Source organism: Dendronalium sp. ChiSLP03b (genome assembly GCF_034531165.2).
Taxonomy (GTDB): domain Bacteria; phylum Cyanobacteriota; class Cyanobacteriia; order Cyanobacteriales; family Nostocaceae; genus Dendronalium; species Dendronalium minutum.
On the sequence record NZ_JAVRBR020000092.1, the window covers coordinates 59,004 to 83,107 of the forward strand.

At 42.0% G+C, this 24,104-nt stretch carries 13 protein-coding genes; 7 read left to right on the forward strand and 6 right to left on the reverse strand.

The window, feature by feature from the left end; all coding sequences use genetic code 11:
- Window positions 1–421: 421 nt before the first annotated feature.
- Complete coding sequence (locus tag RMY31_RS21625) at window positions 422–1,222, reverse strand: MOSC domain-containing protein (protein ID WP_322658717.1); 801 nt, start codon at window positions 1,220–1,222, stop codon at window positions 422–424.
- A gap of 130 nt (window positions 1,223–1,352) precedes the next feature.
- Window positions 1,353–1,994 carry a signal peptidase I gene (gene lepB / locus RMY31_RS21630; RefSeq protein ID WP_322658716.1) on the reverse strand — a complete coding sequence of 214 codons (642 nt, stop codon included), beginning with the start codon at window positions 1,992–1,994 and terminating at the stop codon, window positions 1,353–1,355.
- Between the two features lie 242 nt (window positions 1,995–2,236).
- Here lepB and RMY31_RS21635 point away from each other — a divergent pair, with 242 nt between their 5' ends.
- A complete protein-coding gene (locus RMY31_RS21635; protein ID WP_322658715.1) occupies window positions 2,237–3,556 on the forward strand; it encodes a dihydroorotase in 1,320 nt (439 codons plus the stop codon).
- 369 nt (window positions 3,557–3,925) lie between these two features.
- Here the strand turns inward: RMY31_RS21635 and urtD are convergent, their stop codons facing one another.
- The 4 genes from urtD to urtA all read right to left on the reverse strand — a co-directional run bounded on the left by urtD (window position 3,926) and on the right by urtA (window position 8,645).
- Window positions 3,926–4,672, reverse strand: coding sequence for an urea ABC transporter ATP-binding protein UrtD (gene urtD, locus RMY31_RS21640; RefSeq protein WP_322658714.1), 747 nt, complete (start codon window positions 4,670–4,672; stop codon window positions 3,926–3,928).
- Window positions 4,647–5,768 (reverse strand): urea ABC transporter permease subunit UrtC, encoded by a 1,122-nt coding sequence (gene urtC / locus RMY31_RS21645; RefSeq protein ID WP_322658713.1) that lies wholly within the window; start codon window positions 5,766–5,768, stop codon window positions 4,647–4,649. The genes urtD and urtC overlap by 26 nt, the downstream gene beginning before the upstream one ends.
- Window positions 5,769–5,804: 36 nt before the next feature.
- The gene (locus RMY31_RS21650) at window positions 5,805–6,965 is read right to left on the reverse strand and encodes an ABC transporter permease subunit (RefSeq protein ID WP_322658712.1); all 1,161 of its coding nucleotides are present in this window, start codon (window positions 6,963–6,965) and stop codon (window positions 5,805–5,807) included.
- A gap of 363 nt (window positions 6,966–7,328) precedes the next feature.
- On the reverse strand, window positions 7,329–8,645 hold the full coding sequence (urtA, locus tag RMY31_RS21655) for an urea ABC transporter substrate-binding protein (RefSeq protein WP_322658711.1): 1,317 nt from the start codon (window positions 8,643–8,645) through the stop codon (window positions 7,329–7,331).
- Window positions 8,646–9,256: 611 nt separating this feature from the next.
- Between urtA and RMY31_RS21660 the strand changes: the two genes are divergently transcribed.
- The 6 genes from RMY31_RS21660 to RMY31_RS21685 all read left to right on the forward strand — a co-directional run bounded on the left by RMY31_RS21660 (window position 9,257) and on the right by RMY31_RS21685 (window position 24,066).
- Window positions 9,257–11,740 carry a caspase family protein gene (locus RMY31_RS21660; protein WP_322658710.1) on the forward strand — a complete coding sequence of 828 codons (2,484 nt, stop codon included), beginning with the start codon at window positions 9,257–9,259 and terminating at the stop codon, window positions 11,738–11,740.
- A gap of 903 nt (window positions 11,741–12,643) precedes the next feature.
- The gene (locus RMY31_RS21665; RefSeq protein WP_322658709.1) at window positions 12,644–17,173 is read left to right on the forward strand and encodes an eIF2A-related protein; all 4,530 of its coding nucleotides are present in this window, start codon (window positions 12,644–12,646) and stop codon (window positions 17,171–17,173) included.
- A gap of 83 nt (window positions 17,174–17,256) precedes the next feature.
- Window positions 17,257–18,495: a glycosyltransferase family 4 protein gene (locus tag RMY31_RS21670; RefSeq protein ID WP_322658708.1), complete on the forward strand. Its 1,239-nt coding sequence runs from the start codon at window positions 17,257–17,259 to the stop codon at window positions 18,493–18,495.
- Window positions 18,496–18,833: 338 nt separating this feature from the next.
- Entirely contained in the window at window positions 18,834–22,271 is a 3,438-nt protein-coding gene (locus RMY31_RS21675; protein ID WP_409878173.1) for a tetratricopeptide repeat protein, read from the forward strand.
- Window positions 22,268–22,690, forward strand: coding sequence for a hypothetical protein (locus tag RMY31_RS21680; RefSeq protein WP_322658706.1), 423 nt, complete (start codon window positions 22,268–22,270; stop codon window positions 22,688–22,690). The genes RMY31_RS21675 and RMY31_RS21680 overlap by 4 nt, the downstream gene beginning before the upstream one ends.
- The gene (locus tag RMY31_RS21685; protein ID WP_322658705.1) at window positions 22,687–24,066 is read left to right on the forward strand and encodes a hypothetical protein; all 1,380 of its coding nucleotides are present in this window, start codon (window positions 22,687–22,689) and stop codon (window positions 24,064–24,066) included. Before RMY31_RS21680 ends, RMY31_RS21685 begins: the two co-directional genes overlap by 4 nt.
- Window positions 24,067–24,104: the final 38 nt, after the last annotated feature.

Consider the following 24,104-nt stretch of genomic DNA (forward strand, 5'->3'; position numbering starts at 1 on the left):
TGTTCACTCCACAACTAATCCTCAAGCTTTGTTATAACACCTTAATTTGCTCGCTCTCGTCATGGCGACAAGTCGATGCATATAACTAGACTCAAGGCAATATATATTTATATTCTTTAACAAAGATATTCCATTTCAGAAGAGTTGTCACTTTTAAGGGCAAAGCGACAAATACAAAAAGTAGGAATCGAGATTAAATCTGAGTCTGGGCATATTGCAATACACCCTTACGAATTAACGATCGCTATCAGTTACGCTCTTGGTTAAACCACTTAATCTCATTGGTTCCAAGATATTTGCGAGGTTCAAAAGGTTTATATTTGATTATAAATATTTGAGGATTTTTTAATAAATATTCTTAAATAAGAATTTACAATAATGGTTTTATTTTTGACTATTCAATTTTTAATATTAATAAATATTAACTGTTTGACGACAATATTTCAATTTCGTCGCCAATTTGCAAAGTTTTACCAGTTTGTGATATGGATAATCGTGTATTTACACTTAAGCGATAAAAGTGATTAAAGCGCGATGAGGCTACCCAACTGGGCAAAGTTGCTTGTCGCTTTTGCACAAATATTTTTTGAAAGTTAGGGTAAGCTGCTCCAGAGTCAGGATTGCGTGTTGGAACTATACAACGCTGACAGGGATTAACTCCAAAAAAGTTCACATTTCCGACTTGAAAGGAGATAAGGTCGCCTTCTTCGCTAAATAACCGATCCTCCCAAAACGGTTCTACACCCCCAATTTCAATATTGGCACGCATTCGACGGCGGATTTCATCGATACTTAAACCAGGAAACCAGGAGGCTACTTCTATCAGGGTTGCTGTACTAATTACCGTTGGCCCTGGTGAATTGCGATCGTCGGGAAAGCCCATTAAAGAGTTTTGCTCTACCATGACAGCAAACCCAAAAAAATCACTCAAGATTGCTGCTAAAGCTTGGCGTTCTCGATCCAAATGAAAAACTTGTGGTGATTTTTGACCTGGGATTTGCAGCGAGATAGTTCTATTTGCCCCAAAAGGATTTGCGTAAAATGCTCGCAGTAAATGAATTTTGTCATTGCGCTTGGCATTGACAAATTTACCTTGTCCGTCAAGGATGGCAAACTCGCGGTCATACTCTAATGCACCACTAGCGAGAACCTTGGTTTGCTCCACTTCGACACCATCTAGTGACTTAATCGGGTAGAGTAAAATTTTAGCTAAGTATGGCATGAAGCTATTTTGGATATGGTATAAAATAGCAGTCCCATTGGCAGTGTGAAAAACTTATGAGGCGACTGCTATTGTCAATTCAAATCTAAAATTTCAAATGTGGTTACTTATCTACACCAAATATTTTGCACTATGGATACAGTGGTGAATTGTCGATTTCCCCAATGTGATTTAAAGGCCAGAAGCGAAGTACAGCACGACCGATGATATTTTTTCGAGGGACAACACCCCAGCAGCGACTATCGTAGCTACTGTTACGATTGTCGCCAAGCACTAAATATGAATCGGGGGGTATAGTTTCAGGTTTTGCTAAGTAAGGTGGCTGTTGTCCTGAAGTACAAACATCAATTACTGTACGCTGCTTGGAGCTAAGATATTTGTTTTCTTGGAGAGGTTTTTTATTGATATAAACTTTACCATCCCTGAGTTCTACCGTCTCTCCGGGTAAGCCAATTACACGTTTAATGAAGGCATCTTGGTATTGTTCCTTTTGCAGTTCTTCTGTAGGCGAAAAGACTACAATATCTCCCCGCTCTGGTTGAGAAAACTTATACTTCAACTTATCAACAATAATTTTATCTGCCTCCCACTGGTTTGGCGTTCCGTGTAGAGTGGGTTCCATTGAGCCAGAAGGAATCCAGCGAGCTTCCGCAACAAAGGTACGAATGCCTAGAGCCAGCACGATACTTAATACAACTGTTCTGCCTAGCTCTGCGATCCAGGAATTATCGGGTTGTTGACTAGAGTTGTTATCAGACACTTGATTTTGCATGAAATTACTGTAAATAAGGGAAGTGCAGGTAATGAACTCGCTCAGGGAGACTTTATTTGTTAATCTTAACGGGAGAACATCGATTTACTGGTTGTTAGCATATTGTCAGGCAGATTCATAAGTTAAAAATAAACTTTTTTTTCACGACCTGCAAAAATTTATTACGAAGAGTGCAACCAAGTTTAACCTATAAGCATAGTTCTCTATAATTCATAGCTGTCTGTCTGAACGTTTTTAACCCCATGTCATCTTCACAAAGTTTACTGATTCGCCACGCTCGCATTATCCTACCTAATGGTGAATTGATGGTAGGCGATGTACTGATGTGCGATCGCCAGATAGTTGAAGTTGCACCGAAAATTTCCATTGCAACACCAACCAGAGAAATTGACGCAGAAGGGTTAACTTTGTTGCCAGGAGTCATTGACCCGCAGGTGCATTTCCGGGAACCAGGACTAGAACACAAAGAAGACTTGTTCACCGCCAGCTGTGCTTGTGCTAAGGGTGGAGTCACTTCTTTTCTGGAAATGCCTAACACCCGCCCCTTAACTACTACCCAGGAAGCTTTAGACGACAAGCTACAACGTGCGTCTAACAAGTGCTTGGTTAATTATGGCTTTTTTATTGGGGCAACTGGTGAGAATCTACCAGATTTACTCTCAGCACAGCCGACACCGGGAATTAAAATTTTTATGGGGTCGATGCATGGTCAGTTGTTGGTAGATCGAGAAGCAACACTCGAAGCTATTTTTGCCGAGGGCGATCGCTTAATTGCCGTTCATGCCGAAGACCAAGCTAGAATTAACCAACGCCGTCAAGAATTTGCTGGCATTCACGACCCGGCAGTTCACTCTCAGATACAAGATAATCAAGCTGCCCTGTTGGCAACTGAACTAGCATTAAAACTTTCTAAAAAATATCAGCGTCGTCTGCATATTCTGCATATGTCCACAGCCGAAGAAGCAGAGTTGCTGCGTCAGGATAAACCGAGTTGGGTAACAGCAGAGGTGACACCACAGCATTTGTTGTTGAACACCAGTGCTTATGAAAAGATTGGCACTTTAGCACAAATGAATCCGCCTTTGCGATCGCCCCACGATAATCAAGTTCTCTGGCAAGCTTTGCGGGATGGTGCGATCGATTTCATCGCCACAGACCACGCACCGCACACCTTGGCAGAAAAAGCCCAAGAATATCCCAACAGTCCCTCTGGAATGCCTGGGGTGGAAACTTCTCTGGCTTTGATGTTAACTGCGGCTATGCAGGGACAGTGTACTGTTGCCCAAGTTGTCAACTGGATGTCAACAGCTGTAGCTAAAGCTTACGGTATTCCGAATAAGGGGGCGATCGCTCCTGGTTACGATGCCGATTTAGTACTAGTAGATTTGAATATATATCGCCCAGTCCGGCGCGAGGAGTTGCTGACTAAGTGTGGTTGGAGTCCTTTTGAAGGTTGGAACCTTACAGGATGGGCTGTAACTACCATTGTCGGCGGTGAGATTGTTTATAACAAAGGTCAGTTAAATACTGATGTGCGGGGACAAGCTTTGACTTTCTTGTAGTAAATTAGACGTTTGAGTTGAAAGGCAGGAGGTAGGGGGCAGAAGGCAGAAGGGAAAATTTCACCACTCAGTATGAAAAATTGCTTTTAGCTTTACTTTTTTCTACGTCGATTTCTGGATTACGGCGGAATATTCCTCTAACAAGCGTATTATCGAAGTTTTCATCAGCAAGCAATTTTAACATGCTTCTCTTGCTGTTTTTCGGGCAAGCAGGCGATCGCGCAAGCCTTGTGGGTCAAATCTCGCTTGATTCATTGCCCGAATCTCTTGTGATTGCTGCTGTCGCTGTTGTAAGTAGGCTTCTACTTCTGCCTGATGATTTAGGTAGAAGGCGATTGTGGCGTTTGTCCATAATCCCCAGTCCCCAGTTCATTCTTCCTGTTTTCCTAAATATACTTCAATCACGCGTGGGTCATTTTGCACTCCCTCAAAATTTCCTTCACACAGTACTGAACCTTCATGTAGTACTGTGACTTTTCGGGCAATTTGACGCACAAATTCCATATCGTGTTCAATTACTAAAATTGAATGACTCTGAGCTAAGGCTAAAAGTAATTCCCCGATGTTATAAGTCTCTTCATCTGTTAAACCTGCAACAGGTTCATCAACGAGTAATAAATCAGGAGATTGTGCTACTAACATCCCAATTTCTAAACGTTGCTTCTCGCCATGAGATAACAAACCTGCTCGAATATCTGCTTTAGCAGTTAAACCGATGGTTTCTAATAAACCTTTAATACTATTCTTTTCCGCAGTGTTAGATTGCCCAAACAAAGTAGAAAAGACATTTTTATTGCGGTTGCTAGTAATTTCTAAATTTTCACGGGGCGTTAAGTTCAAGTAAATTCGGGGTGTTTGAAACTTGCGCCCAATTCCTAACCGTGCAATTTGGTATTCGCGTAAAGAACGCAGGTTTTTTCCTTTGAATAGGACTCGCCCTACTGTTGGTTGTACTTTACCCGTAATCACATCCAGAAATGTTGTCTTTCCGGCACCATTCGGGCCAATGACTACACGCAATTCACCTGCATCCATGTTAAAGTTTAGCTGGTTTAGTGCTTTAAAACCATCAAAACTAACAGTTACATTTTCAGTTTCCAATATTTTGGCGTTCATGTTGCACTTCAGCGTCTTCTTCTAAGGTTGGATATGTGGCAATTTGTTGACGGCGGTTGAAAAGAGGAATATTCTGACTACGCAACCATCCCACTATGCCATCAGGAAGCACTGTGACGACTATTAAAAATAGTGCGCCTTGGAAAAATAACCAGAATTCGGCAAATTGTTCGCTTAAAAAAGCGCGGGCATAATTGACTAACAAAGTTCCAATAATTGCCCCAGTTAAGGTAGCACGTCCACCTACCGCCACCCAAATTACCATTTCAATCGAAAAGGCAATATCCATCGCTCTGGGCGATACAGAACCACTTTGGAGGGTGTAAAATGCTCCTGCTATGCCAGCGATCGCACCTGAAACTGCAAACACCACCACTTTAAAATCTGTAGGATCGTAGCCGGAAAATCTGACTCGACTTTCATCGTCACGAATAGCTATTAACAATCTACCAAAGCGTCCGCTTGTTAACCAACGACAAACTCCATAGGTAGCTGCGAGAAACAATACTGTCAGGACGTAAAAAACAAATTGCGTTTTGGCATCGCTAACGGTTGCCCCAAACAAAGTTGTAAAGTCTATCAGTCCGTTCGTACCATTGAATAGTTTTTGTTGACCGTTAAAGAAATTAAAAAATACAATCGTTCCAGCTTGAGTCAAGATAGAAAAATAAACACCCTTAAGGCGATTGCGAAATACTAAATATCCTAAAATTCCTGCCAATAACCCTGGAATTAGTACCACAGCAGCTATTGTCAAAGGAAACGAATAAAAAGGTTGCCAAAACCAAGGAAGTTCCGTAACTCCATAAAGTCCCATGAAATCAGGTAACTCACCAGTGGGAACTTGCAGTTTCAAGTACGTAGCGATCGCATATCCACCCAAACCAAAGAAAATGCCATGTCCTAAACTCAATAAACCAGTGTACCCCCAAATTAAATCAATACCCAAAGCCACAATCGCCAGTGATAAAAATCTACCCAACAAATTCAGACGAAACTCAGAAAGTACCACTGGCATGATAATTATGAGGATGAGTGCGATCGCAACCACTACCCCAACTTCAATTAATATTAACCCTCCTCTCTTCTTCCTCATTCTTTCTTCGCGTCCTTCGCGTCTTCGCGGTTTATTTTAAACATCAACACTACGACCTTTTTGTGGAAAAATTCCCCCAGGCTTCCACTGTAAAAATACAATAATCAACGCAAATACCATCACCTTAGCCATACTTGTCGTAGCAAAAAAAGTGAAGAAATCTGCTAAAGGTTTAACAGGAGCAAACAAGAAAGCAAGAGTACCAGAACCAATTAAAAAATTAGCTGTACCAATTCCCAAAGCAGCCACAATAGTACCTGCTAAATTACCCACACCACCGACAACAACCACCATAAAAGTATCAATGATATAGTTTTGTCCGGTATTGGGGCCTACAGAACCAAGTAAACTAATAGCACATCCAGCCACACCAGCTAACCCCGAACCAAGTGCAAAAGTGATAGCATCGACTTTTTCAGTTGGGATACCTAAACAAGCACTCATACTGCGATTTTGCGTAACAGAGCGAATTCTTAATCCCCAGTTAGAGCGTTGTAGAAATAGGTAAATTCCTGCTACACAAATTATTGTTAAAGCAATAATAAATAGTCGGGCAAAAGGTAATTGCACGCCCAGTAAAGATATACCATCTTGTAACCAAGTAGGCGCTGTTACATCTACATTTTGAGCGCCAAACCAAGGCTGAGTTAATGCTTGCTGATAAGCTTGGCTCAATAAGTTGCACGTTGTTATTGTCACGCCTAGCGATAGGAATAACAACACCGCCACAACCCAGTTACGAATTCTCTCAAAATTCGTGCGGGAATTTAAAATCCATAAACCTCCAAAAAACAATAGAGAAAATAGGACGATGCCAATTATCAATATCCAATTCAAACTGCGGACAAACTGCTGAAAAATCAAACTAACTCCCCAAGTTGCTAAGAGAGTTTCTAGGGGTCGTCCATAAAGATAACGAATTACGCCTTTTTCTAGAATTAACCCTACAGCAGCCGTAAAGATAAAAGCAACAATCAAAGCCAAAAATATATAACTTTCAAACCAAAGCCCACCCAATTGTTTACAACCATTTTGCACAACAAATGTTGTATAAGCGCCGAACATCATCAATTCGCCATGAGCCATATTGATGACACCCATCAATCCAAATATAATGGCTAGTCCCAATGCTGCAATTAATAATACAGCACCAATACTAATACCATTAAATACAGCTTCTAAAAAACCTGTAAGCACTTTTTACCCCACAAATCTTAGCTTCTTTTTATTAATCAGTAGTGGCATGGCAAGGCTAAAGTAGTGCAATAGAAAAATTCGATTATGTGTCTAAACTTCAATTTTTCAGAGATTTTTAATGCAACATTTTAGCCTTGCCATGCCACTACAAAGTTAAGGTTGACTAATTCGTAATTTATTACGAATTACGAATTACTCTTCGGGTGACGCTCTCTACGAGACGCTGCGCGAACGCAAGCTCGCTAACGCTGCGCTAACGGAAGTTCGGACTCGACGGGAAGCGGAGCCACTCTGGTCTTGGGGTCTCCCCAAGTGGAGGAAGTGGCATCCAAGACTCCGACTTCCTCACGAATTACGAATTATTTAAGCTTGCTTGTACTTACCACCTTTAGCAGGATCTGACCAATCACAAGCAAATCCTTTAGTCTCTTTCACAAACTGATTCCAAGGAACTGGCTCAACTGGCGCAGGCGTAGCATAGACAATATCAAACAAACCATCTTGCCTGACTTGACCAATTCGCACAATTTTGGATATGTGATGATTGACATCTACTGTCACTTTGCCTTCAGGTGCATCTATAGTTTGACCATACGCAGCTGCACTTACCTTCGCTATGTCAGTAACACCAGCTTTTTCTACTGCTTGTTTCCACAAATAAACTGCGATGTATGCTGCTTCCATGGGGTCATTTGTCACCCGATTTTCACCATACTCTTTCTTAAAAGCTGCAACAAACTTTTTATTAGCAGGTGTATCTACTGTTTGAAAGTAATTCCAAGCAGCGTAATGACCTTTGAGATACTCTACACCAATTGCTTTAACTTCTTCTTCAGCAATACTTACAGACATAGAGGGATATTTTTCTGGGGTCAAACCTGCGCCTTTTAATTGTTTAAAGAAAGCAACATTGCTATCACCATTTAAAGTGTTATAAATTACTCCACCGTTGGGTAAATTTTGCTTAATTTTAGTGATAATTGGCGTAACTTCTGTATTACCCAATGGTAAGTAATCTTCACCAACTGTTTTCCCACCTAAAGCTTCTAATTGAGCTTTAATAATTGTGTTAGCAGTACGAGGAAAAACATAGTCTGAGCCAACTAAGAAGAATTCTTTGCCCTTATTTTTCAACAGCCAATCAACAGATGGTTCGATTTGTTGATTTGGCGCAGCACCTGTATAAAAAATGTTTTTAGAACATTCTTGACCTTCGTATTGCACTGGATACCAGAGCATATGGTTTTTGCTCTCAAATACTGGCTTAACATTCTTGCGGCTAGCAGAAGTCCAGCAACCAAAGACTACAGCAACTTTATCTTGATCGATGAGCTTGGTTGCTTTTTCTCTAAAAGTATCCCAGTTAGAAGCACCATCTTCAACAATTGGTTGAATTTGTTTACCTAAAACACCACCAGCCGCATTAATTTCTTTAATTGCTAATTTTTCTGCATCCACAACGCTTTTTTCACTAATAGACATTGTGCCGCTGAGAGAGTGCAAAATACCGACTTTGATGGTGTCACCAGAAGTAGCCGCCACAGGAGAAGCATTACCAGAGGCTGCGGGACTATTTGTAGCACTTGGGGCACTATTAGCACAAGCCTTGATAAAAATGCTGCTACCGATGGTTGCGGAGCTGTAAATCAAAAACTTACGTCTGTTAAATTGTGTACTCATATCTTAATGAATCTTCCTCTTAATAAATCAGCTAACTATACAGAAAGCTGAGGTATCAATCTTTAAACTGTGATATTAGTTTGTTATTTAACTATAAAAAAGTTATGTTTTATACAAAATGTCATTTTTGCATAACCAAAATTTAATTTCAGCATAATAAAATTAATTAAGCTTTAAAATATTAAAGAGCTATCTAATGGTATTGCAATCTGATTTGATTCCTGAATCACTCGTAGAGTCAGATAACGGGGAAGAAGGAATAAAAGTGTACCTAGTTCGCAACAATCAAATAGGAGTCTTATATTAGACAGCTAAGAGGATGTCTCTTCAGTTCAAAATGTTATGCTGAAGAAAGCGATCGCACAGTCAAGCATCTATCTCACCAACTCATGATAAATTGCGGTTTTCCTGTTCGAGACGCTCACAATAACAAACTATATCTTTCACCGACTTCTCAAATATCCTCTAACAACACAAGCATATTTGTTGCAAAAAATAAATATTAAATAATAAGCTGGAAAAAAATCTTAATATCAACAAAATATTTCTAGGATACAAAAGCAAGACGAGAATAGAGAAGATTTTCAAAGTATCTAGACAATAAAATAAATATGACTCGTAATATATATGCGCTGCTGGTTGGTATTGATGAATACGTCAGTCCAGTTCCTGCTTTAAAGGGTTGTGTTAACGATATTACGGCGATCGCAGAATATTTATCAGGACGGGTTGCTAGCGATCGCTACAAATTACATTTACGCACACTTTTAAATCAAGATGCTACCCGTCAAGCAATTATTGATGGTTTTCGTCAACATCTGTGCCAAGCAAGCAGTGAGGATGTTGCCTTTTTTTACTATGCAGGGCATGGAAGTCAAGAACAATCGCCTCAAGAGTTTTGGGCTTTGGAACCAGACCGACTAGATGAAACTGTAGTTTGTTATGACAGTCGTAGTTTAGGGGGTTGGGATTTGGCAGATAAGGAGTTAGCCAAGCTAATCACTCAAGTAGCCGAAAAAAATCCTCACATTGCTATTATTTTGGACTGTTGTCACTCAGGTTCTGGTACTCGTGGCGATTTAGAAACAGAAATAGCAGTCCGCAAAGCAGCCATTGACCGCCGTCAGCGACCTTTAGATAGCTTCATTTTCTCCTTAGCAGAAGTTGGTCAGCTTTCATCTCGCAGTTTGGAAAAAAATTCCACTGGCTGGACTTTGCCTAGAGGACAACATATCTTGTTGGCAGCTTGTCGGGATATTGAAGAAGCCAAAGAGTACAACGCAGATGGGCAAAGTCGAGGAGCCTTTTCTTACTTTTTGCTCGATACATTGAAAAAAGCTAATGGCAGTCTGAGCTATAGAGATTTATTTAAACGTACTAATGCTCTAGTTCGGGCTAAAGTTACCGCTCAATCTCCCCAGATAGAAGCAACAGTGATGGGCGATTTAGAGCAAGCGTTTTTGGGAGGCGCGATCGCATCACGCATTTCTTACTTCACCGTCAGTTACGATAAAGACCAAAGCTGGGTAATTGATGGCGGTACTATCCATGGCATTCCCCAACCAGCTACAGATGAGACAACAATACTTGCATTGTTTCCCTTTGATACTCCCAGCGAACAATTACGCCAACTTTCAGCAGCAATAGGCGAAGCTCAAGTTATCAAAGTTCTGCCGCAATTAAGTAAAGTTCAAATCAGCGGTGTAGATGACTTAAATTTAGACATGACTTTCAAGGCAGTCATCACTAGTCTACCTTTACCGCCCAAAGGAGTCTTGATTGTTGGAGAAGAACTAGGAATCAACTTAGCACGTAAAGCTCTGCAAACAGTCGGGCCGCAAAACCAGCATTCTCTCTACGTTCGAGAAGTTGTCACACCCGAAACAGCCGAGTTTAAGTTAATAGTCCGCGATGGAGAATATTTAATTACACGCCCAGCCGATGACCGTCCTTTAGTTGCGCCAATTCGAGGTTACAATTCGGCTACTGCTTGGCAAGCAATTCAGCGATTAGAACACATTGCCCGTTGGACAAATATCGCCGAACTCTCCAGTCCTGCTACTAGTAGAATTCGGCCTGATGCAGTGCAAATGATTATTTATCGGGAAGAACAAGAATTTCTAAATGCTGAGATTCGCTTGGAATATCGTCAAGTAAATGGCAGATGGCAAAAACCACCTTTTAAAATCAAACTGCAAAATACAAGCACTAGACCGCTATACTGTGCTGTTTTAGATTTAACACAGCAATATAAAGTAGATTCTGGTTTATTTGAAGCTGGAGGAGTGTGGCTACAGCCAAAACAAGAAGCCTGGGCATTAGGAGGTCAAACTATTTATGCAGAGATTCCCTACGAACTACTAACACAGGGAGTTAGCGAATACACAGATATTTACAAACTGATTGTCAGTACATCTGAATTTGACGCTAGATTACTCGAACAAGACAAGTTGGATTTGCGGCATACAATAAGAGCATTGGGAGGGCGACAGAAAGGAACGCTCAACCGTTTAATGCATCAAATTCAAACCCGTAAACTCACTACTATACTAGATGACGAAGAATATGACGATTGGGTAACAAGTCAAATCGTGATTACGACTGTGCGTCCGCAACCATCGATACCCAGAGGAGACGAGAATCTTATCCTAGCAACTGGTGTGAGGTTGCGATCGCATCCCAGCCTCAAAGCTAATGCTCGTCTAATAACAGTCACCCAATCTACCAGGGATTTAGGCAGTAGTATACTACCACCAATGCTACAGTCAACTCGTTTGGGTATTCAATCTTTTCAATTTCCTGTGACTCGTGGACTTGAGCAAACTGGCAATGTTCTGGAGTTAACTCAGGTAGACAACTCATCTGTGGTGACACCCGCTCAACCCTTGAAGCTAATTGTTGATACACCCTTACGACCACAGGAAAAATTATTACCCATCAGCTATGACGATTTACCTTTGGGATACGCTCGCAGTACCTTAGATGGCAAGACAGAAATTGTATTAGAGCGGTTGACTGAGCCAGTAAGTGAAAGCAGTGGCTATCTTGGGCGTTCAATCAGAATTTTCTTTGCCCTGATTCGAGAAACCCAATGACATGCTTGCTACTGTGTATGAGTAGAAAGGCGCGACTTGTTGATTTCACAGCAATCCAAAAACACAAAGCCCAAAAATCAGAATCAACCCAGCCAGTCTTTACAAAAATAAATTGTTGACTGTGGACTGTAATACCAATTCACTAAAATCATGAAACAGATGTAAACCCTGAAAGCCATGCTGCATCTAAATTTTTTAATTGCGAATTGCGAATTGGTATAAGTCAACGTGAGTTCGACAAGCCCTTTTTTGACCTCTCCCCCAACCCCTCTCCGACAGGGAAAGGGGAGCCAAAACCCTAATTTATCGTTGCTCCTCCCTTTTCCCGTGGGAGAGGGAGGTTGGGAGGGAGAGGTTCATCGAACTCACGTTAAGTCAGGGCGGTCTTGGAATGCAAGCCTATGTATTAACAATGCAAGCCAATGCATTAATAAGGCCGCACCCTGCATTTACAATGCAAGTCGATGCATTCACAAGGCCGCTCCTGCATTCACAATGCAAGTCGATACATTAATAAGGCCACCCCCTGCATTATCAATGTCAGCCGATGCATTCACAATGCAAGAGGTTGCTTTTAGATGACACAGCAATACAAATAAAGATTTGAGTTTTTAAGTGCATAACTTTTGGCAGAAACGCTGAAATGTGTTTATGCGTCAGCATAGTTCAGTTAGACCTTTTCTCTACCCTTGTTTCCTGCCTTACAGATGTAGGTTTTTCAAATTCAGTCGAAAAAGCTGATTTTTTCGGTCTGAAATTTCTCTTAGCGTTTTTGCGCCAATCAAAACGCAAAATCTCAAAAACCTACACCTGTCAACTCAGTAGCCTGCTTTGTTGGGTTAGTCAAAAACTAGTTCACGATTCAAACAACCAGTCATCTGAACTAAATGAGGCTCTGGTACTATGTCTGAATTTTCACGCAATTTAGCATTTGTAATTGGAATTAACAATTACAGCAATGGGATTTCTTCTCTCCAAAATGCTGTAAATGATGCCAAAAAGCTGGTGGAGGTTCTGCGCGGGCAGCATCAATACAATGTATGGGTGTGCTTGGATGAAGTAGCAACTCTTCGGAATTTGTACGAACTGCTAGAAACAACTCTTCCAGAACAAGTGAAGCCAGATGACCGTCTGCTATTTTATTTTGCGGGTCATGGAATTGCTTTGAATGGCGAAGATGGGCCTGAAGGTTATTTAATTCCCCAAGATGCCAAATTAGGAGACGTGCAAACTTATCTACCGATGACTCGGTTGCAGGTGGCCTTGGAGAAATTACCTTGCCGTCATTTCTTGGGAATCCTTGACTGCTGCTTTGCGGGAGCATTTCGCTGGTCGAGTACTAGAGATTTTTCTACTGTTCCAGAAGTAATTTATCAAGAACGTTACGATCGCTTTATTACTGACCCAGCATGGCAGGTAATTACTTCTGCTGCCTACGACCAAAAAGCCTTAGATGCTTTTGCAATCAATACCGAACGCGGTCGCGGCACTCATTCCCCCTTTGCTGGGGCATTACTAGAAGCGCTAGCAGGTGCGGCAGATGTCTATCCACCTGCTACTCATCAAGGTCAACCCGCAGGCGATGGCGTAATTACTGCAACAGAAATGTATTTATATTTGCGCGATCGCGTCGAACCTGCAACCGTTAGTAATCGTCAAAGACAAACCCCCGGTATTTGGCCTTTGAAGAAGCACGATAAAGGCGAATATATCTTTCTTACACCTGGGCATGTATTAAATTTACCACCAGCACCGCCCCTAGACGAATCTCAAAACCCTTATCGTGGCTTGGAATCTTTTGAAGAATCCCAAAGTGATTTGTTCTTTGGTAGACAAGCATTAACCAAAAAATTACATAATTTTGTCAGTACTCAACCGTTAACTGTAGTACTGGGAGCATCGGGAACAGGAAAATCTAGTTTAATAAAAGCAGGATTGATACCATACCTCAAACAGTTCAATCAGCAACAGTGGCACATTCTAGCGACTATACGTCCGGGAGAGTCGCCGCTGAAAACTTTAAACTATACACTGGTACAGGCACACTTAGCAAAGCTAAATAACCAAGAAGTAGACATTATATCTGCCAACATTGCGGCTTGGAGTCAACAAAATCCTAATGCAAAATTGGTACTAGTAATTGACCAGTTTGAAGAAATCATCACTCTCTGTCGAGATGAGCAAGAGCGAGAAAAATTTCTTAACTTGTTGGCACAATTAGTAGCAAAATCTGCAAATTATTTACGGCTATTATTGACACTGCGACTTGACTTTGAATCCCAATTTCAAAACACTGCCCTCAAGCAATATTGGAAAAACGCCCGATTTATTGTGCCACAGATGACGCGAATTGAACTGCGGCAAGCAATTGAAGAACCGGCATCAAAACGGGTGATGTACTTTAGATCGGATGACCCTCAGTCTCCTTTGGTAGACAGGCTAATTGATGAAGTAGCAGATATGCCAGGAGCCTTACCTTTATTATCTTTTACGTTGAGCGAGCTTTATCTTAAGTATTTAAAGCGACAACAAATCGCTCAAATCAACGGTGAAACAATCGATAGAGCAATTACTGAGGCAGATTATCAAGAATTGGGAGGTGTAGCGCAAAGTCTTACTCAACGAGCTGATAGCGAATACGAGCAATTAGTGCAACTAGATTCAGCTTATGCAGAAACAATTCGTCATGTCATGCTGCGAATGGTAGCGGTAGGCGGTGGTGAATTTGCTCGTCGGCGCGTGCCTTTATCGGAACTGGAATATCCCCCAGCGGAAAATCAGCGAGTCAAGGAAATAATTAGGCGATTTACAGATGCACGGTTATTAGTTGAAGGACAAGATACAGAGGGCAATCCTTATGTCGAACCTGCTCACGATGCCTTGGTGCGGGGATGGCAAAAGCTATTAGCTTGGAAACAAGATGAAGAGGAAAATTTAATTCTACAACGGCGGCTGACCCCAGCAGCTTTTGAATGGCAAAGTGTTAAAGACCAAGAACAGCCTTCAGGATTACAAGCAAAGGTTGAAACTGTATTTGATTGGGTAGATAGCAAACTCTATACTGCCGAAAATTTATTAAATAAAATCAATACTCTATTTTGGCAATTTTGGCGACAAAGACAAAATCAGCAGGCAAGTTCGAGAGAGAAACCCGTACAATTTCTTTGGGATACTAATCCTTATTTAGATGTATTAAATAGAGAATTCCAGGCGAATTATAACTGGTTTAACGAAGTAGAAGCTGAGTTTGTGCAGCAGAGTGTTTTACAGAAACGCCGCAATATCAGTTGGCGATGGCGGATTGCGATCGCAGTTATCTTAAGTTTACTCGGATTTACTTTGTGGGCGCTGATTAGTCAAAGAAGTGCAAAGATTGGTGAAACCACTGCTTCTAGAGAAACAGCAGAAGCCAAGCTACAAGAGCGAGGGTTAGATGCATTAGTTTATAGCCTACGAGCAGGAAGGTTACTGCAACACCCACTGTTGCGATTAATTAGTCCCAGCGAGGAGCTACAAAATCAAGTCAGAGGCACACTGCAAGAAGCGGTTTATTCAGTCCGAGAACGCATTCGCATGGAAAGGCATCAAGGCACAGTCAGGAGCTTTCTTAGCCCAGATAATCAGCTTTTGGCTAGTGCTGGAGAAGATGACACTATTCGCCTGTGGGATTTAAAAGGCAATCTTGTCAAAGAATGGCAAGCACAGCAACGCTCTGTCAATAATCTTACTTTTAGTCCAAACGGCCAACTAATAGCTACTGCCGGTCAAAATGATACCGTCCGCCTATGGGATTTACAAGGTAGTCTTGTCAAAGAATGGCAAGCACAGCAAGGCTTTGTCAAAAATCTCAGCTTTAGCTCCAATGGTCAGCTTGTAGCTACTGGAGGAGCAAACAATACTGTCCGCTTGTGGGATTTGCAAGGCAACCCCATCGGGCAACCCTTCCCAAGGATTGTGCCTCACCAACAAGAAGAAAAGCTAGTTTGGGGCGTTTGGGGCGTAGCATTTAGCCCGGACGATAAAATCATCGCTAGCGTTGGTGATGACGGTCTGATTCACTTGTGGAACCCGCAAGGTAAGCTGTTGAAAGAATGGAAAGGGAATCAAGGCAATATCAGCAGCATCAAATTTGGCCTGCACGAGCGGCGACTAGTACTAGTAACAGGAGGAGAAAATAGTACTGTCTGCTTGTGGAACTTGCAAGGTAAGCTATTAGCAAAACCATTTAAAGGGCATCAAGGTAGGATATGGGATGTGGGATTCAGCCACAACGGTAAGCAAGTAGCTAGCGCTGCTGGAGATGGGACTGTCCGTGTGTGGGACTTAAAAGGCAATGAGTTAGATAAATTTATCGGGCATCAAGGGCCAGTCAGAAGCGTCAGTATCAGCAAAGATGACCAGCTATTAGTTAGTGCTGGCGATGATGGCATTGTGCATGTGTGGAACTTAAAAGACCAACAGGTACAATTTACAGGGCATCAATACACAGTCCGCAGCGTCAGTTTTAGTCCGGATGGTCAGCAAATAGCCAGCGCCGGAGATGATGGTACTGTTCGCTTGTGGAACTTGCAAGCTCAACAGATAGGAGAGCCATTTCAAGGTCATCGAGGCAAAGTCCTCAGCGTCAGTTTTAGTCCGGATGGTCAGCAAATAGCCAGCGCCGGAGAAGATGGTACTGTCCGCTTGTGGAACTTGCAAACTCAAAAGTTAGTACAATTTCAAATTTATCAAGGCAAAGTCCGCAGCGTCAGTTTTAGTCCAGATGGTAAGCAAATAGCCAGCGCCGGAGATGATGGTAATGTCCACTTGTGGAACTTGCAAGGACAACCAAATCCTCAAACATTTTCAGGTCATCGAGGCAAAGTCAACAGAGTCAGTTTTAGTCCAGATGGGCAGCACATAGTCAGCGCCGGAGATGATGCGACTGTGCGGTTGTGGAACTTACAAGGACAACAAGTGGCACAGCCATTTGAAGGTCATCTAGGCCCTGTTTATGCTGTAGCGTTCAGTCGTGATGGTAAGCAAATAGCCAGCGCCGGAGATGATGGTACTGTCCGTTTATGGAACTTGCAAGGTAAACCAATTCAGCAGCCATTCCAGATACCTGGCATCAAACTCAAAGCAGTGGCGTTTAGCCCCGATGGCAAAATGATTGCTGCTAGTGGGGAGAAAGGTACAGTACAGTTGTGGAATTTACAAGGTGAAAAGTTTGCAGCTTGGACAGGGCATCGAGGCTTTGAAGTTGAGAGTGTTAGTTTTAGCCCCGATAGCAAGTTACTAGCTACCGCAGGCGGAGATGGAATCGCTGGAGTGTGGCACATTGAATCATTCAACGATCTAATACAAGGAGGTTGCTTGCGCTTGCGTAACTATTTAAATCACTCTACGGATGAAGGCGATCGCTCTCTCTGCACTCGTAAAAACATGGATTGAGAAATATTTCTTTTCTTTCTGTCTCCGTGTCTTTGTGGTAAAAAATTTGAACCACGAAGGCACTAATACACGAAAGTAAGATAATGCGAGTTCTCTTCCTGCATACCAACTTCCCAGCGCAGTATCGCCATGTAGCCCAAGCTTTGGCTCAAGATCCCAAAAATCAGGTAGTCTTTGGTACTAAAAATCGAGACGTAAATCTACCTGGGATTTATAAAGCGATTTTTGAACCTAGCCGTAATCCCCATCCTACAACACATCATTATGTTCGTCCGTTGGAAAGTGCTGTTTTGCATGGGCAAGCAGTATTTAAATTATGCGAGCAACTCAAACATCAAGGCTTTGTACCTGATGTCATCTGCGGTCATTCTGGTTGGGGCCCAACTTTGTATATTAAAGATGCATTCCCAGACAAACCACTTATTTGTTATTTTGAATGGTTTTATAACTCTCTGGGTGCAGATGCAGATTTTGACCCAACAGATCCGTTGAGTGTCGATGACTTAGCACGTATTCGGACAAAGAATGCACCTATATTATTAGATTTGTATACATGCGATCGCGGTCTATCGCCAACAGGTTGGCAGAAAGCGCAGTTTCCCCCAGAATTCCATCAAAAGATTTCCGTACTGCATGATGGAGTCGATACGGAATACTTTAAACCTAAGCCAGGAGCTAAATTAGTATTGCCCAACCTGGATTTATCTAGTGTTAATGAAATTGTCACTTATGTGGCACGAGGAATGGAGCCTTACCGTGGTTTTCCCCAGTTTATCGAAACCATTGCTTACGTCCAAGAAAGAAGACCAAATTGCCATTTTGTCATTGTTGGCTCAGATAGAGTTTGCTACGGTAAATCTCTGCCAGACGGTAGCAGCTATAAGGACTTTATGCTGAAAAAAGTCCCACTCGATTTATCACGGGTTCACTTCACTGACTCTTTGCCCTATGGGCAGTATCTGCAAGTAATTCAAGCATCGTCAGTACATGTTTATTTAACCAGACCCTTTGTACTTTCTTGGTCGATGATTGAGGCTATGTCTACAGGCTGCTTAGTACTTGGTTCTGATACAGCACCTGTAACTGAAGTTATCAAAGATGGGGAAAACGGTCTGTTGGTTGACTTCTTCTCGCCGCAAAAAATAGCTGACCGCATCGATGAAGTCCTAAACCATCCGACACAGATGGCAGAAATTCGCGCCAATGCTCGTAAAACTGCGTTAGAGCGTTATGCTTTGGCTGATTTACTACCCCAACACGTTCAACTCATCAAAGATGTTGCTAGTAAGAAATTCAAACCTTTTATCCCTGTTATTAGATGAAAGTTAAATGCATTGGCTGACATTGTTAATGCATCGACCTGCATAATGAATGCAGCCACGGTCTTGTCAATGCATCGACCTGCATGATGAATGCGGCTACGGCCTTGTTAATGCATCGACTTGCATTGTTAATGCGATCGCGGCCTTGTCAATGCGTAAGTTCTAATTAATTTCACTATGTTATTACGAATGATGCGATCGCATATATTAAACTCACCTCTAACTGCTGGGCTGTCTCATTGCTGTATGTCTCGTTAAAAAAATATACTTTTGTACTTTGTTGCTGTTTCAGTAAAATCGCTAAAATTTATCGTAAAAGCAATACATGGTTGCGGTAGATGCTCAAGCAGCTTTGGCAGTGGCTCAAGAGGTCTTTTGGGCGCTTATTTGGCAGAAAGCACACTCCTTTGCGGGAACAGAGGAAAGTAGAACCACCGAAACCGCTAACAGATACGGAGTATGAATCGTTGTTTCTCCAGTTGTTGGCAGAAGTCAATGATGGCTTGACTAGAGGAGGGGTAAAAGGTTTCTTGGCTGCAAGGCGCATCAATGAGACTAATTTGGTGGAGTGGTTGCGAGGCTTTGGCGAAAGATTGTTAGCCTCAGCTACACCAAATGATGAGTTAGCAACGCGAATGGTGCAGCTGGGCGAGTTGAGTATTGGGGAAGTTAGTGATGTTGCTTATGATGTTGGTAGGCGGTTGTTAGAGAGAGGAGAAACGAACCGCCAAGGTGTGGAGGAAGCGGAGGAAGAAGAAACAAGTAATAGTAATCAATTCAATGATGCTGGTGAATTGACAAATAGTGAAGCAGAGGCTTGGTTTAATCAAGGTGTGGCACTGGCTAATTTAGGATTACATGAACAAGCGATCGCATTCTTCGACGATGCTATTGAAATCAAACCTGATTTCTACGATGCTTGGCGGAATCGCGGCGTGGCATTGCTTCAGTTAGGGCGATATGAAGAAGCAAACGCAGCTTTTAATCAAGCTTTAAAATCTCAAATAAAACCCGATGACCACTTAGCTTGGTACAATCGGGGTCTCTCCTTGTATGTTTTAGGACAATATGAACAAGCGATCGCATCTTTTGACAACGCCCTCAAAATCAAACCTAACTCCCACGAAGCTTGGACTAACCGGGGTGTAGCGCTGGGTGATTTAGGGGAATTTGAAGAAGCGATCGCATCTTTTGACAAAGCCCTCAAATTCAAACCCGATTTTCACGAAGCTTGGTACATCCGGGGTGGGGCGCTGGCTAATTTAGGAGAATTAGAACAAGCGATCGCATCTTATGACAATGCCCTCAAATTCAAACCCGACTTCCACGAAGCTTGGAACAACCGAGGTGGGGCGCTGGCTGATTTAGGGCGATTTGAAGAAGCGATCGCATCTTTTGACAATGCCCTCAAAATCAAACCCGACAAAGACCAAGCTTGGAACAACCGGGGTACGGTGCTGCATAATTTAGGAGAATTAGAACAAGCGATCGCATCTTATGACAATGCCCTCAAAATCAAACCCGACGACTACCTAGCTTGGTATAATCGGGGTACGGTGCTGGCTGATTTAGGGGAATTACAACAAGCGATCGCATCTTATGACAATGCCCTCAAAATCAAACCCGACGACTACGAAGCTTGGAACAACCGAGGTTTGGCGCTGGCTGATTTAAGGGAATTAGAACAAGCGATCGCATCTTATGACAATGCCCTCAAAATCAAACCCGACGACTACGAAGCTTGGAACAACCGGGGTGTGGCGCTGCATAATTTAGGAGAATTAGAACAAGCGATCGCATCTTATGACAATGCCCTCAAAATTAAACCCGACAAAGACCAAGCTTGGAACAACCGGGGTACGGCGCTGGCTGATTTAGGAGAATTAGAACAAGCACTTGCATCTTATGACAGTGCCCTCAAAATTAAACCAGACTTCCACGAAGCTTGGATTAACCGAGGAATTGCAGCAGGGAACGTAACTGGACAGAGGACAGATTTCTCTTTTACATTTACTTTACCTAATGCAGCAGCACCTAACCTCGCTTTAAAATTTAACAATCCTGATTTAAATAAGCGTGGTTATGAGGGACTATTGGCAAGCTACGAGGAAGGATTGAAGCATTGTCAGCAAGACACTCACCCAGAAGGTTGGGGGAAATTGCATCAGGCGATAGGTAATGCTCATTACTTCCGAGGACGAGGAAATTCTAACGCCCGCTATTATTGGCGCAAAGCCGTTAACAGTTACAACGAAGTACTCCAAACTCTCACAGCAGTAGATTTTCCTGAGTTGCATCTAGAGGTTTTGCAAGACTTAATTCGCGTGCAGTTGGATTTGGGAGAAACAGCCGAAGCCACAGAACTCCAGCGCCAGGGTACTGATTTGTTGCGGCGCTTATCAAATGAACCAAATCGCTCCGAGCGAAGTAAAAAACAACTAGCTCTAAAATTTGCCTGGATTCAGCAGTTAACTGTTGATTTAGCTGTGCATTCTGGAGATTTGCTGCAAGCTATTGAATTAGCAGAAGAGGGCAAAAATACCTGCTTGCGTTGGCTTTTGGATGGATGGAACGATCAAATTTCTTCTTCCAGTTATGCAGAAATACAACAACTACTTAATCCCTCAACTGCTATTATTTATTGGCATCTCAGTTCTTACGCTCTACACACCTTCATCCTCAAACACAACGCCCCATCACCGATTGTTTTAGGAAAAACCGAGTTTCTAACTCAGGCGCAACGCTTACGCGATTTTGAAGGCTGGGTGAAAAATTGGAATGAACAATACACCGACTATCGCAAAGGCAAAGATAAGCAAGGTGAAAAAGACAGAACATGGCGCAATAACTTGCCTGAAATGCTTCACAACTTGAGTACTATCCTTGATATCAACGCTGTTGTCTCGGCAATTCCAGATATTACTCAACTAATTCTCATTCCCCACCGCGATTTGCACCGCTTTCCTCTCCATGCACTGTTTCCACCTGAATTTACCATCACCTATTTACCAAGCGCCAAAATTGTCTCTATCCCTGTTAACAAAGGCAGCCATAAGCCACAAAATTTACTTAGCATAGAACATCCCAACAGTACAGGTTATCCCTCATTGGAGTTCGCCCAAGTCGAATCGGAAGCCATTAGCCGAATGTTCCCCAACCCTACCCGCAAGCATTCCGAACAAGCCACAAAAGCAGCACTAATAACTGCTTTGCCCCAAAACTACAGTGTTTTTCACTTTACAGGGCATGGTGCATATAACTTCCAAAATCCGGCGTTATCTCACTTGGCATTAGCAGGTGAGGAAAAGTTAACTCTCGCGGATATCCACGGCTTTAATTTGCAAAGCTACCAACTCGTAACTCTAGCAGCTTGCGAAACTGCGATAACAGGTAATTATATCATCACCACAGAATACGTAGGGCTTGTCAGTGGCTTTATGGGTTGCGGTGTGGCTCATGTCGTCAGTACTCTATGGACTGTAGAATCAGCTGCTAGCGCTTTGGTGATGATTCAGTTTTACCAATTGCTGCAACAAGGTAAACCAGAAACGGTAGCTTTGACTGAGGCTACCCAATGGTTGCGAAATGTCACAAATGCAGAACTTGCAGAATGGTACGCAGCGCAAATTGCAAAACTTTCTGAAAATGAAGGACTCGTTCGCCGTTTCTTGTCACGCTATTTAGACAATATTAAGAATACAGCGGAACCAAATAATAAACCCTATAATCACCCTTACTTCTGGGCAGCTTATACTATTACTGGGAATCCATCATGAAACCAATAGAAGCCTCGGAACTAAAAGCCTTTATTTTTGCACTCTACCAACTTGACTCACCTTTGCCGGAGACTGTGCAAGCGCAGATAAATAAAATTAACATACCTGCGGATATTAGCAAACTCTATGACATAGCCAAGAGTTATTCGCCCCTAGCAACTTCTTATGAAAATGTTTGGCAATCTTTAGACGCAATTAGTAAACAGCGTAGCAAAGGCCCTTTACCCGCTAAAATTGATCGAGTTGCCGAACAGCAAAGCACAGAAATCAACAATATTCTTGTCGCTATTGATGAACAACTAGATGACCAAAGCTTAACTGAAATTGCTCGACCCATTTTCCAGGCTTCTGATTCTGTAACTGTCGCTAAAAATACGTGGGCAATAATTATTCGCTCTCTACAAATGCCTATGCCATGAATCAACAGTATAATCTTATTTACCCAACTGTTGATTTGTTTGTCTATGACCTACAACAAGGTTTAGGACAAACAAACGAGCGAATTAATCAAAATCGTCATAATTTTTGGCGCAAAATCAATCCAGCTTTAAATAAAGATTACGAAACAATTAAAGATAATGGTTTACTTAAACAACTCGCTACTTTAGAGAACCCAGAAGCAGATTACGCCGAGTTATTTGTACCAGATAAGTTAGAACAGTTTCCAACAGACTTAGAAGGTTATTACCGCGCCCTACAACTAAGCGATACCTACGCTCTACAGGTGGATTGCTCTGTTATTGATGACAATATCAGTAAACCGATTAACCGTTTTCAGGATATTAAAAAAAACATAGAATCTCGTATCCATCACCAAAAAGGAAAAATCGGTCAAACTTGGTTTGTCTGGGGACAGTTGGAAAAGATTTATAACGCAGAAGAAATCGAAGCGATCGCCAAACAATGCTATCTACAAATCAATCTCAATTATCAAGGTGAAATCAACTTGCAAAACCAAGGCAATTTTTTAGGTGCAACTGCATTTGATGTCTGGGAACAGCCTCGTAATTGGATAGATGAGCAGAGTTTTCAAAATAGTTTTCATCTGTTAATATGTTTGTTTCCACCACAGCGATCGCAGAAGGACATTCAAGAAAGTATTGCTAATATATATTTCGATTTAATCCGTCTGTTCTGTTATCGCCACAAAATTCTTTGGGCTTACCATCAAAGCCGCGAATTAAAAAATCAACTCAAGACAGATTTTCACCAAGTCCAAAAGACAGTTAGAAAAATCAGCGATTTCGGGCAACAAATTAATCAAGGCAAACCCAATCTTGAAGAATTACAAAAAACCCTAACTGACACCCTGACAATTCTATCGCGCTATGCAATTGATTTAAGCTATCTGGATGACCAAGCACGTACAATCAAAGTTAATCTGAATAATTATAAAAAGCGACTAGAAAATATTTCTAGAGAAAACAGCACAAGCCAGCTACAATTTCTTCAACAATTCAGTGAATTTAGTGCTGAAAAATATCTCCAACAAATCGAGACAGATTACGTCAACCTTAGCCCAGGCTTAACCTTGCTACAAAATCTAATTAGTACAATTCAAGGTACAATTGACATATATCAAGCAAAACGCGATCGCAATCTAGAAAACTTCATTGGTAGTGCAGGTATTGGACTAGCAACTAGCCAAATTGCATCTTCAGTTTTAGTAGCCCAATTTCCACCGCATAGCAAAACACCATTTTTTCTCACAACAGCCTTTGGTTGGAGCGTTGTCACTGGAGTGCTTACCAGTATAATAGCCTGGATATTGTTTACCCAAATTCGCCGCTCATAACTTCTTCCTTGGCGTACTTTGCGTCTAATGCGGTTCGA